The organism is Loktanella salsilacus (genome assembly GCF_024206795.1).
Lineage (GTDB): Bacteria > Pseudomonadota > Alphaproteobacteria > Rhodobacterales > Rhodobacteraceae > Loktanella > Loktanella salsilacus.
In genome coordinates this window covers 534,186-547,524 of the sequence record NZ_CP072994.1, presented here as the reverse complement: position 1 = coordinate 547,524, position 13,339 = coordinate 534,186, and the positions used below count along the sequence as shown (strand labels likewise).

Sequence of the window (13,339 nt, the reverse complement as noted above, 5' to 3'; positions counted from 1 at the left end):
TTTGATCAGGATTTCAGCGGGCGGGTCGCGTGAAACAGCTTAAAGCCGCCGTCGCCCGGCAGTTCTTCGACATTGCGGAAATGCTCGCGCAGCGCCGCCTCGTAAGGCAGATGGCGGTTTGCAACCATCCACAGCTTGCCATGCGCGGCCAGCATCCGAGCAGCACCCGCGATAAAGCCTTGGCCCAGCGATGGTGTGCCCTTGGACCCGGTATGGAACGGCGGGTTCATCACGATGCCATCGTATTTCGTGGCGGGCTTGAACGTCAGCGCATCGCCCCAATGGAACGCGGCGCGGGGGTCGGTCACGTTAAGGCGTGCGCAATCCAGCGACAGCGCCTCTGCCTCGATCAAGTCCAGCGATTTGACGCCATCGCGCCCTAGCACGGCTTGGCTCAGATAGCCCCAGCCTGCGCCAAGGTCGGCCATACGGTTGGGCAGTTTCGCAGGCAACGCGCCCGCCAGCAGGGCAGAGCCCTTGTCGATTGCGCCGTCAGAAAAGACACCAGCGGTGGTGTAAAAGCCGTGATCGCCAACTTCGGGCGGCGGAGCGGCCCAGTCTGCCAGCTTGTCCGTGGCATTGAACCAGAACAGACGGCCCTTGGCCTTGGGCAGGGATGGCAGATCGCCCAGCACGGCGCGCACATCCTTGAACAGGCTATCGATGCCGTCGGTACGCTGACCGTCAACAATGACGACCTTCCCCAATGCACAGGCCTGCGCGATCATCGACCGCGCCAGTGCCTTGGACCGGGGCACAGTGACGATCATCGTCGGCGATGCGGCGGTGTCTTGGCTGACGGCATAGCCTGCCTGGGCAAAGGCGTTGGCGTCGGGGGCAAAGCCATGACTGATGCGAATATCGCGGTCCGCCAGCGGCGACAGGTCATAGTCGGCGGCGGGGCGCATGACTGTGACAGGGCCTGCAGGCAGGGTCACAAGTTCGTCGTTCAAGACGGTGAAAAGGCGGGATGTTGCGGCCATTAGGGGCGGAACAGCGCGACAGCGCTATTCCTTCTCCATCGTGCATTGCAGCGGATGCTGGTGACGTTGAGCATAATCCATGACCTGCGCCACCTTTGTTTCTGCGATTTCGTGGCTATAGACGCCGACAACCGCGACGCCTTTTTTGTGGACGGTCAACATGATGTCGAACGCCTGCGCGTGGGTCATACCAAAAAAGCGTTCCAGCACCATGACGACAAATTCCATCGGCGTGAAATCGTCATTCAGGATCAGCACTTTATAAAGCGGAGGCTTAGCCGTCTTTGGCTTTGTCTTCAGCACGACGCCGATGTCGTTTTCGCCGTCATCGTCGTTATTGGCCGCCATGATGTCGTGTCGCGTCTGCATCGAGACTCCGGTCCTGCATCCATGTGAATAAGGCTGTCTATATAGTCGGAAATGGCCACAAGAAAACCCCCTGCGATCCAGCAGGACCGCAAGGGGGTCGATATGCCGCCGCTGCCTAGCTGGCGATCATGCGCCTGATTTTCGCAAGCGCGCGATCGGTGCCTTCTTGATAGCCGATCGGTTCATAAAAGCGGCCCTGATCGTCGAACAACAGCACAGAGGCGGAATGGTCCATCGTATAGCCGCCGCCATCCAGCGGCACTTGGCGGGCATAGATTCGGAACGCCGCCTCTGCCGCCTTTACCTGTTCTGGCGTGCCAGACACACCGGTCACGCCGGGCACCCAAGAGACATAGTCGCGCAGGGTGTCCACCGTGTCACGTTCGGGATCAACTGTGACGAAATAGACGTTCAGCGCTTGGCCGTCCGTAGCCAGCGCCTCTTGCCACATCGACACATCGCCTAGGGTTGTCGGGCACACCTCTGGGCAGTGGGTGAAGCCGAAAAACACCGCTGTCGCGCCGCCTTTTAGGTTGTCAGAGGTAAAGGCCCCGCCGTCGGTTGTCGTCAGCGCGTAATCGCCCTGCCCCAGTGTATCGGTCAAGTTCAGCGGATCGCTGCCGTCCGGCCCGGCCAGTTGCAGCCAGACCAAAGCGCCAAGGGCCAACACGACGGCACCCCACAGCGCAAAGCCTGCGCGTTTCATATTGCGTGTCATCAAGAGCCCCCTAGTGCGCCATCTTGGCCGCGGTCGCGCCAACGGGCAGCACCACGTCAATTTCGCCGGCGGTTTCAAACGTCAGGGTGACGGTGACGGCCTCTCCTTCAACCAAAGGCTGGTTCAAATCCATGAACATCAGATGAAAGCCGCCGGGTTGCAGGGTCACGGATTCACCCGCTGGGATCGGCAAACCTGCTGGCAGCTCGCGCATTTTCATCACGTCGCCTTGCATCGCCATTTCGTGGATCTGGGTGTCACCTGCGATGCTGCTGCTGGCCCCAATCAGCGTGTCATCGACCGTGCCCGCGTTGGTCACAGTCAGAAAACCGCCCGCGACGGGGGCGTTCGGCAGGGTTGCGCGGGTGAATGTACCTGCGATGGTCAGATCGCCAAGCGTGTAGGTGGCGCCGCCCGCATGATCCATTGCGCCATGATCCACGTTGCCGTGCATCATCGTGCCGTCTGCCGTTTGGGCCTGCGCTGCGGTGCAAAGGGTCAGGGCGGCTGCAAGTGTCAGAGTTGTCAGTTTCATAATATATCTCCGGTATCGCTGGACGCGTGCGGACACACCGCAACCCGCGCCTGCGAAATTGACTGAAAAACACGCCAAAGGGGCGCGGTGGATCAGACCGAAGTGGGGGGCGCGCGGGACCGGACATGGGGATCGCCGCTTTGCGATCCGGCGATCAGGTCGGATTGATCCGCCAGATCGAACACTGTGGACAGGCGAAATTCGCGCGGACTGGCGTGACAGGATGGCGGATCGGGCAGCAGGTGACAAAACGGGCAATGATTGTGGCCCGAAATCGGACCATCGCCGCACAAATCATCTGCCGACGCACCAAGAGCGACGAGCATCTGAACCGCAGCAGCCTGCGCAGGTGTCGGTGCCTTTTGCGCAGCAGACGTGATGCTGGACACCGCAACGACAAGAATCGCAGTCAGGGTCAGCAAGGTGTGGCGCAGGTGGCGGATCATTGCCAACGCATACAAAACTGTCGCGCGATCTGTAAGAGGCCTTTACGTCGCAACCACGCCGACCCACCGCATCTAGACGTGCGCACAACATCGCCCCACTACATCTGGAAATTGTGCAGAAAGACCACAGTCAAAGCCTTTGAAAATTAGCTATTTTCGCCTGTACCGCGCCTGTGTTAGCGTTAATGCAATAACAATGGTCACCGAAAAAATTCGGGGCTTTGAGGCAGATTCGTAAAAAGAGGCAAGAGACGTGCAAAACCGTCCCCATACCCGCGCTATGCGTGCGATTTCCGTGATGCTATTCCTTGCGTTGACGCCGGTGGTCGCATTCGCTGCCCCCTACGCCGCCTACGTGATGGATGCCCGCACCGGAGAGCAGCTGTATTCGCAAAACGCCGATACCCGCCTGCACCCCGCGTCCCTGACCAAGATGATGACCCTTTATATCGCCTTCCAAGCGATCCAGCGCGGAGAGATCACGCTTGATTCGATGGTTACCGTCACCAGCAACGCGTCGGCAGAGCCGCCCAGCAAACTGGGTCTAAAGACCGGCCAGCAGATCAAGCTGCGCTATCTTTTGCGCGCTGCGGCTGTGAAATCGGCAAACGACGCTGCCACCGCGATTGGCGAGGCGATTTCGGGATCCGAAGAGGCATTTGCCGTCCGCATGAACCGTACTGCCGCTGCGATGGGCATGACCAATACGACCTTTAAAAACGCCAACGGCCTGACCCAAGAAGGCCATTTGTCCACCGCCCGCGACATGAGCGTGCTAGGCCGCCACGTCATTTATGACTTCCCCCAGTATTATAACCTGTTCTCGCGCCGCACCGCTGATGCAGGCATCGCCGAAGTACGCCACACGAATCGCCGGTTTCTGGACAGCTATGAAGGTGCCGACGGCATCAAGACAGGCTTTACCAACGCGGCCGGCTTTAACCTTGTTGCCTCTGCGCAGCGCGGCCAAGAACGCATTATCGCGACCGTCTTTGGCGGCACATCGACCGCGCAGCGCAACGGCAAGATCAAAGAGCTGATGGACATGGGCTTTAACCGCGCGCCAGCGAACGCAACGCTGCAGCGGCCCCAGCCGCCTTCGGCTGCACCTGCGACCGATCCCTTGCTGGTATCCTCCAACGTTGGCCCGGCCACGAATGGCGGCGCGGGCAAGACCGTCCGCGTGTCTGGCCGCGTATCCCGCAGCCTGCGCCCCGCCGCGCGTCCAACACAGGCCGTCAGCGCACCCGTGCAGCTGGCCGTCGACACGGACCTGATCAACTCGGTCCTGGCAGAGGCCGTTCAGGTCGCCGCCGTCGCCCCTGCAGCCGGAGCCATCGCCTCTGCCCCCGCCGCACCAGAGGTTGTCACGCGGATCTCGACGTCTGGCGGACGCCATTGGGGCGTTAACGTCGGCCGTTACAATTCCCGCTATGAGGCGGAAAAGGTGCTTTTGCGCGTAGCTTTGAACGAAATGAGTACGCTGGACGGTGCTGTGCGCCGCGTAACGCAGAATGCCCGTGGCTTTGATGCCAACTTTATGGGTTTAACGCGAGAAGGTGCCGATTTAGCCTGCCGACGCTTGCAGGCCCGTAGCCAATCGTGCTTCATGATCGGGTCAGAGGGTTAATAGCCCTCGCTAGCGACAATCGGATGGCCGATTTGGACGATCGTTCGCCATCTGTGATGCCGACGCTGCCGGGAAACCGGCGGCGTCGTTTTCGTTTGGGGGGTTGGCAGAGGGCGCTTTAGCCCCCTGCCCCGCCTTCAGGCGGTACCGCGCACGGGGCGATCGTTGGTGATGTTGAACTTCATACCGTCCAGCAACTCTTCTAGATCAGGACGTGCAGCTGGCCCGTTCGAGATATCGACCAGCATCAGCGTGCCATTGGGCCGGATCGCGAAAGCGCCTGGTTCTGCGAACATTTCGGTCGTTTCCGCATCCGACAGTGGCTCTGACACGTAAAGCCCCAATGCGCGCATCTGATCGACGCTAAGGCCATAGCACAGATCGAAGTCCCAGCCGAATTCCGCCTTATCCGCAATCGCCTTATCCTGCGTATCAGCCGACACGACCGCGACGTCCATGACGTCTGTCCACTGCGGCAGCACGGCATTCAGCTTGTTCAAAAAGCGTTTGCACCGCGGGCAGTGGCGACCGCGATAGACGAACAGCATCGTCCAGCGATCCTTTGGCGCGCCAATCGTGACGGTTCCGTCCTGCCCTGCGATGGCAAAGGTCATCTGTTCGACTTGTGCGCCGACGTTCGGCTTGGCTGTGGTCATCTGCTGTCCTACTGATTTGGTTTAAGAAATGGCTTGCGGCACACTGGCCCAAAACTTTCCCAATCAGCAAGTCACAATCCCCGGATCAAATCCTTCAGACGGCACGCCCCTCAAAGGCGGCAGCCATCAGGGCGCGGGTGTAGTCAGTTTGGGGCGCGTCAAAGATATCTGCCGCGCTGCCCGCCTCGACCACGTCGCCCTGCTTCATCACCATGACCTTGTGCGACATGGCGCGCACGACCTTCAGGTCGTGGCTGATAAAGATATAGGCCAGCCCGTACCGCTGCTGCAGATCGCGCAGCAGATCAACGATCTGCACCTGCACAGTCATATCCAGCGCACTTGTCGGCTCGTCCAGCACCACCAGTTTCGGACGCAGAATCATCGCGCGAGCGATGGCGATGCGCTGGCGCTGCCCGCCAGAGAATTCGTGCGGGTAGCGGTCCATCAGGATAGGATCAAGGCCGACCTCTGCCATGATCTCTGCCACCATGTCGCGCGGTTTGCGGGCCGGGTCGATGCGATGGATCGTCAGCCCTTCTGCGATGATCTGCTCGACCGTCATGCGCGGCGACAGGCTGCCAAAGGGGTCCTGAAACACGATCTGCATGGCAGAGCGCAGGGGCCGCATCTGGCGTTGATTGTGGTCCTGAATGTCCTGCCCTTGGAACCGGATCCGCCCTTCTGATGCAATCAGGCGCATAATCGCCAGTGCCATGGTCGTCTTGCCAGAACCCGATTCGCCGACGATGCCTATCGTCTCCCCTGCCCGGACGGACAGGTTCGCGTCGTTCACGGCCTTGATATGCCCGACCGTGCGCTTCATCAGCCCGCGGCGGATCGGGAACCAGATTTTCAGATGATCCGTTTGAACGATAACGGGCGCGTCAGTAGCAACCGGGCCGGGCGTGCCGACGGATTCAGCGGCCAGCAGCATCTGCGTATAGGGGTGCTGGGGGCGGGCAAAAATCTCGGCCGTGGGGCCGGTTTCAACGATGACGCCGTCTTTCATCACGCAGACCCGGTCGGCGATCTTGCGCACGATGGTCAGGTCATGGGTGATGAACAGCATCGACAGCCCTGTGTCGCGCTTTAGCTCTGCCATCAGTTCCAGAATTTGCGCCTGGATCGTGACATCCAGCGCTGTCGTCGGCTCGTCCGCGATCAACAGGTGCGGGCCGTTCGCCAGCGCCATCGCGATCATCACGCGCTGACGTTGGCCGCCGGACAGCTGGTGGGGATAGGCCTCTAGCCGCTCCTCAGGCTCGCGGATGCCAACTTTCGTCAGCAGTTCAATCACACGGGCGCGGACGGCGTCGCCGCGCAGGCCCTGGTGCAACTCGATGGATTCGCCCAGCTGCCGCTGGATCGTGTGCAGCGGGTTCAGCGATGTCATCGGCTCTTGAAAGATAAAGCTGATGTCGTTGCCGCGCACCCGCATCAGATCGCGTTCCGGCGCGCCGACCATCTGGGTGCCGTCATAGGTGATCGACCCCGTGACCTGCGCCGAATCGCCCAGCAACTGCACCGTGGACAAGGCGGTCACGGATTTGCCCGACCCGCTTTCGCCGACGATGGCGACGGTTTCACCCTTATGCACCTGAAACGACACCCCGCGCACGGCGTGGGTCGTGTCGCCGTCCTGCCGGAAGGAAACGTTCAGGTCGCGGACATCAAGCAGGACGGTCAAGAGAAGGTCTTTCTGGGGTCGAACGCATCACGCACCCCTTCGAAAATGAACACCAGCAGCGACAGCATGATCGCAAAGGTAAAGAACGCGGTGAAGCCAAGCCAAGGCGCCTGCAGGTTCTGTTTGGCCTGCAACGTAAGCTCGCCTAATGACGGAGCAGAGGATGGCAAGCCAAAGCCAAGGAAATCCAGCGTCGCGAGTGTGCTGATGCCGCCTGTGATCAGGAAGGGCAGCATTGTGACGGTGGCGACCATGGCGTTGGGCAGGATGTGCCGCATCATGATCGTCCGGTCGCGCACACCCAACGCGCGCGCCGCACGGACGTATTCAAAGTTACGCGCCCGCAGGAATTCAGCGCGCACAAGGCCCACAAGTGACGTCCAGCCAAACAGCACGATTAAGAACACCAGCAGCCAGAAACTTCGCCCCAGAATCGCGAACATAATGATGATGACGTAAAGCGACGGGATGCCGGTCCAAATCTCGATCACGCGTTGAAAGGTCAGATCGACCCAGCCGCCGAAATAGCCCTGCACCGCCCCGGCCACGATCCCAATCAACGATGACGCCACGGTCACGATCAGGGTAAAGACGATGGACAGGCGGAAGCCATAGATCACACGCGCAACCACATCGCGCTTGGTGTCATCCGTGCCCAGCCAGTTGTTGGCGTCAGGGGCGGACGGTGCCACGCCCGGCACGTCAACGATGGTGTTGTAGCTATAGGGGATCAGCGGCCAGACCATCCAACCCTTTTGGTAGTTCGGATCGTCAATCGTGCCTGCGTCCGACGCCGCAATGGTGGCTTCGGGGTCGTCAAAGCACATATCCGCAAGGCCGCCCGTGGCGATCAGGCACTTCACCTCAACGTCGGTGTAACCCGCTTCGGTCAGGAAATCGCCGCCAAAGTCCGCCTCTGAATAGAAGCCAAAAATCGGCATCCGCAATTCGCCGCGGTAGTCGACCAGCAGGGGTTTGTCGTTAGCGATGAATTCGGCCAACAGCGACAGACCGAACAGGATCGCGAAAATCCAAAGCGACCAGACGGCCCGGCGGTTGCGTTTGAAATTGCGCCAGCGGCGCTGGTTGAGCGGCGACAGGTACGGCGCGCGGGACTTGGCTGCGCCCATCAGCGCCTGTTCATTTGGGTCGATATTGGTCATGTCAGCCCCTCGCCTCGAAATCGATGCGCGGATCGATGAACATATAGGTCAGATCGGTGATGATCCCGACGACAAGCCCCATCAAGGAAAACGCAAACAGCGTGCCAAAGACGACAGGATAATCGCGGGCCACGGCGGCCTCGTATCCCAAACGCCCCAAACCATCGAGGCTGAACAGCGTCTCGATAATCAGCGAGCCGCCAAAGAAGACAGAGATAAACAGCGCCGGAAAGCCAGAGATGACGATCAGCATCGCGTTGCGGAAGACGTGGCGATACAGGATCGTCCGTTCCCCCAATCCCTTGGCCTTAGCGGTCAGAACGTACTGCTTTTTAATCTCGTCCAGAAAGCTGTTCTTGGTCAGCAATGTCAGCGTTGCGAAACTGGCGATGGTCATCGACAGCACTGGCAAGGCGATGTGCCAGAAGTAGTCGCCGATCTTGCCCAGCATCGACAGGTCGTCAAAGTTCGTCGACGTCAGACCGCGCAGCGGGAAAATGCGCCAATAGCTGCCACCTGCAAAAAGCACGATCAGCAGGATCGCGAACAAAAAGCCGGGGATCGCATAGCCGACGATGATTGCGCCGCTGGTCCAAGTGTCGAACTTTGACCCGTCGCGCACCGCCTTTTTGATGCCCAGCGGGATCGAGATCGCGTAGGCGATCAACGTCGTCCACAGGCCCAGCGTGATCGACACGGGCATTTTTTCCATGACCAGATCAAAGACCGAAATCGACCGGAAGTAGCTTTGGCCAAAGTCGAACCGCACGTAGTTCCACATCATCGACAGGAACCGCTCCAGCGGCGGTTTGTCGAAACCGAACTCTTTTTCCAGCTCTTCAATGAACCCCGGCGGCAAGCCGCGCGATCCGATGTAGTCACTGCCGCCGCCATCAACCAGCTCTCCGCCGCCGCCGCCAGAGATGCCCTCGAACACGTCACCGCCGCCTTCCATCTGGGCGATGATCTGTTCAATCGGCCCGCCGGGGACGAATTGCGTCAGGGTAAAGTTCACCACCATGATCCCGATCAGAGTCGGAATCACCAGCAGCAAGCGACGTAGGATATAGGCGCTCATGTCAGGTCAGCGCAGCGCGCCGGACGCTTTCAGCGCCTCGGCTTTATCGGCGTTGAACCACCAGAAATCCGTCTCTCCAAGCGCGTAGGGCGGCAGGTTTTCTGGATGCTCGAACATGTCGTAATAGGCGACGGTATAGACCGCCTTGAACCATTCCGGCACCCAAAACCCCTTGGCCCGCAGGACGCGGTCCAGCGCGCGGGTTGCGGCATGCATGTCATCGGCCGTCTGGGCGGCCACGACCGTGTCGATCAGGCTGTCGACAGCCGGATCGGCGAGGCCCATCAGGTTGCGGCTGCTATCCTCGGCGGTCTCGGACCCGAACCACTGCTTCAGCTCTGTCCCCGGCTCTAGCTGCATCGAGAAGCTATGCGTCACGATATCCCAGTCGCCCGACCGCGTGCGTTCGGTTTCCTGTGCAGGATCAACACGGTCCAGTTTGGCATTCACGCCAAGCCGCTTTAGGTTTTCAACATAAGGGTTAATCACGCGGTCAAACGCCGGGCTGCTTTCTAGGAAAGCCACATCCAACGTCTTGCCATCCTTGCGGCGAATCCCGTCATCACCCGCAATCCAGCCTGCATCGTTCAGCAGGGCAGATGCACTGCGCAGGTTGCCCCGGTCCAGCTGGTTTGCGTTGGATGTCGGGGCCATCGTGACCTCGTCCGTCAGGATGGCGGCGTCCAACAAACCTTGATCGACCAGCGGCTGCAGCACGGCGATCTCTTCTGGCGTGGGCGTGCCCTTCGCCTCCATCTCTGTGTTGGCCCAAAAGGATTCGACCCGGTCGTAAAGGCCGTAAAACAGCGTCTCGTTCGACCATTCGAAATTGAACATCAGCCTGATCGCCTCTCGGACCGCCGGGTCCTGAAACTGGCTGCGCTTAAGGTTAAAGACAAACGACTGCGCACTTGGCAGGCTGCCGTTGGGCAGTTCTGCCTTGATCACGCTGCCGTTCTGGATGCCGGGGAAATCGTATCCCGTCGCCCAGCTTAGGGACGAATTTTCCACGCGGAACGTATATTCGCCCGCCTTAAACGCCTCGAACGCGGTATCGCCGTCGGCGAAGTATTCAATGCGGATGGAATCAAAGTTGTTGCGGCCCAGATTGATCGGCAGGTCCGCGCCCCAGAAGTTCGGATTACGGCCATAGGTCAGGCTGCGGCCATAGTCGAAATCCGCCAGCATATAGGGACCCGTGCCCATAGGCGGTGTTTTCCATGTCTGGTCGATCCGGCGGCCATCGCGCTCCCACTCTGCCTTGGAGAACGGCGGGAATGTCGCGGCAAGGCTGATGCGGTCGCGCAGGGGCGCGTCATCGCCAAAGGTGAATTTGATTCGGTGGGGGTCCAGCACCTCTACCAGTGTAATCTGGCCGTCAAAGGCAGCGCGGAATTCCGGCAGGCCCTGTTCCATAAACGTGTCGTAGCTGAACTTGATATCATCGGCGGTCATCGGGCTGCCGTCGCTGAATGTCACGTCATCGCGCAGGTTAAAGATGACGTAGGACAGGTCCTGCGGATACTCCATCGTTGTGCACAAATAGCAGTACAGCGCAGTCGGATCGTCCGCCGTGGTGGTCACAATCGCCTCGAACGGGGCGGTGGACATTACGGCGGTATTGCCACCGCGGAAATACGGGTTGTAGCCGTCAAAGGTGCCGGGGGCCCATTCGGAGATTTCCCCGCCCTTGGGGGCGTCCGGGTTCACATAATCCAGATGGGGGAAATCGGCGGGGTATTTCAGATCGCCGAAATAAGAATAGCCGTGGGATTTGACCAAATCCTGCGCGCCCGCCTGCCCTGCCAAAAACATGCCACCCAGCAGTAAAACCGAACCAGCCAGTAAATCCAGTGGACGCGGCACAGCAAGGGCGCGGGGGCGGCGGGGGGTCTGAGGCATCGAAGTCTCCGGTCAATGGGCTAAGCTACAGCGTAGCGCCCCGAAAGCGGGCGGCACAAGTTGCGAAAATGTAATGTCTGCGTGAACATCGGCTGGCGCAACAAAAAACCGCGCCCATTGCAGGGCGCGGTTCAAATCTTGCGCAACCTGCGCGAGCAATTAGCCCGGAATGGTTGCGAGGTATGCGATCAGGTTCGCGCGATCCTCTGGCTTGGCCAGACCCTTGAACGACATTTTGGTGCCGGGGGCATAACCTGCGGGATCTTGCAGGAAGTTATAAAGGTTCTCTTCGCTCCAGACTTCGGCGACCTGCTCTAGTGCGCCGGAATAGGCGTAGCCATCAACCGCATCGACGGCGCGGCCGACGACACCGTCCAGGTGGGGGCCGACGCCATTGGCACCGTCTAGCGCGTGGCAGGACCTACAGTTCCGGAACACGCCTTCGCCTGCAGCCGCATCAGCAGCAGCAAAAGCGACGTCGAACGGCACTTCTTCTTCGACAGCGGCGGCTTCACCAGTTCCAGCTTCTGGAACCTCGATGACATAGGCGGCGTGCTCGCCTTCGCCGTGCCCGCCTTCGGACCCTACATAAATGGCTTCAGCTGCCCAGCCGCCCAGCAAAAACACCAGAAACGTGCCGCAAAGGCCGCCGACCACCTTGGTCATCGTCATTGTGTCGAACATGTCGCGTTCCACCCCGCTTTGATCAGTTGCGTCCTAGTATCCGTTTCCCCCCCGGATACGCAAGCTATAGTGGCGCGACGAAACGACCTGTTTGTCGCAAATGCTGCCAATTTGTCTGGGGGGACACACTTATGCCCGCAAAAATCGCCTTTCAGGGCGAACTGGGTGCCTACGGCCACCAAGCCTGCGCCGAGGCGCGGCCTGATCATGACCCCCTGCCCTGCGGCACGTTCGAGGACACGATCGAGGCCGTGCGCAAGGGCGATGCCGAACTGGGCATGATCGCAATTGAAAATTCGACCTATGGACGCGTCGCCGACGTGCATTCCCTGCTGCCCGGCAGCGGTCTGCATATCGTGGACGAAGCGTTTGTGCGCGTGCACGTCAATCTGCTCGGCGTGCCCGGTGCCAAAGTTGCCGACGTGAAACAGGCGCATGGTCATGTTGTTGTTCTGCCGCAGTGTTCCAGTTTTTTGCGCGAACATGGCATCAAGGGAATCGTCAACGCCGACAACGCCCGCGCCGCACGCGAAGTGGCCGAACGCGGTGACATCACCCAAGCCGCGCTTGCGTCAGAGCTGGCCGCCGATATCTACGGCCTGCACGTTCTGGCTCGCCACATCGAGGATCACGCCCGCAACACGACTCGCTTTGTGATCATGTCGCGCGAACCTGATTTGCGCCGCCGCGGCCGCGGCCCGATGGTCACGTCGTTCGTGTTCCGTGTGCGCAACATCCCTGCCGCGCTGTATAAGGCGATGGGCGGCTTTGCGACGAACGGCGTGAACATGACAAAGCTGGAAAGCTACATGGTCGGCGGCAACTTCACCGCAACCCAGTTCTATGCGGAAATCGAAGGACACCCAGACGATCGCAACGTGCAGCTCGCGCTAGAGGAACTGGATTACTTCACCGACCACATCAAGCTGATGGGCGTCTTCCCCGCAGCTCCGCGCCGGCACGAGCGCAGCGATTAAACGCTGCGCTTTTCGCCGTCGATGCCCACGGCGAAATCGGCAACCCGCTTTTTAAAGCGCTTGGTTAGGTTCGATTTCGCCAGCTTCAGCGATTGCAGCAGCAGACGCGCCGACAGCGATTTCGCCGATAGATCAATCGACACAGACAGCCGCGTACGCTGGGGCGACAGGGCCACCAGTTCCACGGTTGTTTTGCCATCAAGCCCGTTCGACGCCAGATCAATCACCACATCCGTGGGCGATTTCAGGCTCGCGACAACTGCCCGCAGCCGCCGTTCGCGGCTGCGAAACGTAAACGCCACATCCCATGCAGATCCAATCGTTACCGTCTGCCCCGGATCCATCCGGCGCACATCGGCCCCGCGCCGCATCATCTGACGCTCGAACCCGGCAAAATCCGTGACCTGCGCATAGACTTTTTCAATCGGTGCTTCGATATCTTCGCGGGCGCTGAATTTCATTGAGTCTGCCTTGTCCTGTCCTGTCCGGTGCCCCGGTACTTTATGCG

The 13,339-nt window shown here is 60.1% G+C and carries 14 protein-coding genes; 2 read left to right on the top strand and 12 right to left on the bottom strand.

Features of this window, described 5'->3' with window-relative positions:
* Positions 1 to 5: 5 nt before the first annotated feature.
* The 5 genes from KBW81_RS02795 to KBW81_RS02775 form a co-directional block, all read right to left on the bottom strand.
* Entirely contained in the window at positions 6 to 983 is a 978-nt protein-coding gene (locus KBW81_RS02795; protein WP_254248245.1) for a class I SAM-dependent methyltransferase, read from the bottom strand.
* A gap of 24 nt (positions 984 to 1,007) precedes the next feature.
* Complete coding sequence (clpS, locus tag KBW81_RS02790) at positions 1,008 to 1,352, bottom strand: ATP-dependent Clp protease adapter ClpS (protein ID WP_254248244.1); 345 nt, start codon at positions 1,350 to 1,352, stop codon at positions 1,008 to 1,010.
* A gap of 115 nt (positions 1,353 to 1,467) precedes the next feature.
* Positions 1,468 to 2,070: an SCO family protein gene (locus tag KBW81_RS02785; protein WP_254248243.1), complete on the bottom strand. Its 603-nt coding sequence runs from the start codon at positions 2,068 to 2,070 to the stop codon at positions 1,468 to 1,470.
* 10 nt (positions 2,071 to 2,080) lie between these two features.
* Positions 2,081 to 2,605 carry a copper chaperone PCu(A)C gene (locus tag KBW81_RS02780; RefSeq protein ID WP_254248242.1) on the bottom strand — a complete coding sequence of 175 codons (525 nt, stop codon included), beginning with the start codon at positions 2,603 to 2,605 and terminating at the stop codon, positions 2,081 to 2,083.
* 92 nt (positions 2,606 to 2,697) lie between these two features.
* Positions 2,698 to 3,051, bottom strand: coding sequence for a hypothetical protein (locus tag KBW81_RS02775; RefSeq protein WP_139222645.1), 354 nt, complete (start codon positions 3,049 to 3,051; stop codon positions 2,698 to 2,700).
* A gap of 298 nt (positions 3,052 to 3,349) precedes the next feature.
* Between KBW81_RS02775 and KBW81_RS02770 the strand changes: the two genes are divergently transcribed.
* Positions 3,350 to 4,681 (top strand): D-alanyl-D-alanine carboxypeptidase family protein, encoded by a 1,332-nt coding sequence (locus KBW81_RS02770; RefSeq protein WP_090190882.1) that lies wholly within the window; start codon positions 3,350 to 3,352, stop codon positions 4,679 to 4,681.
* A gap of 137 nt (positions 4,682 to 4,818) precedes the next feature.
* On the opposite strand, the gene KBW81_RS02765 is transcribed toward KBW81_RS02770, so the two are convergent.
* The 6 genes from KBW81_RS02765 to KBW81_RS02740 form a co-directional block, all read right to left on the bottom strand.
* Positions 4,819 to 5,337: a redoxin domain-containing protein gene (locus KBW81_RS02765; RefSeq protein WP_175499368.1), complete on the bottom strand. Its 519-nt coding sequence runs from the start codon at positions 5,335 to 5,337 to the stop codon at positions 4,819 to 4,821.
* Positions 5,338 to 5,431: 94 nt separating this feature from the next.
* Positions 5,432 to 7,027, bottom strand: coding sequence for an ABC transporter ATP-binding protein (locus KBW81_RS02760; protein ID WP_254248241.1), 1,596 nt, complete (start codon positions 7,025 to 7,027; stop codon positions 5,432 to 5,434).
* Entirely contained in the window at positions 7,024 to 8,157 is a 1,134-nt protein-coding gene (locus KBW81_RS02755) for an ABC transporter permease (protein ID WP_254248991.1), read from the bottom strand. The genes KBW81_RS02760 and KBW81_RS02755 overlap by 4 nt, the downstream gene beginning before the upstream one ends.
* A gap of 34 nt (positions 8,158 to 8,191) precedes the next feature.
* Positions 8,192 to 9,268 (bottom strand): microcin C ABC transporter permease YejB, encoded by a 1,077-nt coding sequence (locus KBW81_RS02750; protein ID WP_090190861.1) that lies wholly within the window; start codon positions 9,266 to 9,268, stop codon positions 8,192 to 8,194.
* A gap of 6 nt (positions 9,269 to 9,274) precedes the next feature.
* Positions 9,275 to 11,170 (bottom strand): extracellular solute-binding protein, encoded by a 1,896-nt coding sequence (locus KBW81_RS02745; protein ID WP_254248240.1) that lies wholly within the window; start codon positions 11,168 to 11,170, stop codon positions 9,275 to 9,277.
* A gap of 159 nt (positions 11,171 to 11,329) precedes the next feature.
* Positions 11,330 to 11,854, bottom strand: a complete 525-nt coding sequence (locus KBW81_RS02740) for a c-type cytochrome (RefSeq protein ID WP_090190888.1) — start codon at positions 11,852 to 11,854, stop codon at positions 11,330 to 11,332.
* 131 nt (positions 11,855 to 11,985) lie between these two features.
* Here KBW81_RS02740 and KBW81_RS02735 point away from each other — a divergent pair, with 131 nt between their 5' ends.
* Positions 11,986 to 12,831, top strand: a complete 846-nt coding sequence (locus KBW81_RS02735) for a prephenate dehydratase (RefSeq protein ID WP_254248239.1) — start codon at positions 11,986 to 11,988, stop codon at positions 12,829 to 12,831.
* Here the strand turns inward: KBW81_RS02735 and KBW81_RS02730 are convergent.
* On the bottom strand, positions 12,828 to 13,292 hold the full coding sequence (locus KBW81_RS02730) for an SRPBCC family protein (RefSeq protein WP_254248238.1): 465 nt from the start codon (positions 13,290 to 13,292) through the stop codon (positions 12,828 to 12,830). The genes KBW81_RS02735 and KBW81_RS02730 overlap by 4 nt on opposite strands.
* Between the last annotated feature and the right edge of the window lie 47 nt (positions 13,293 to 13,339).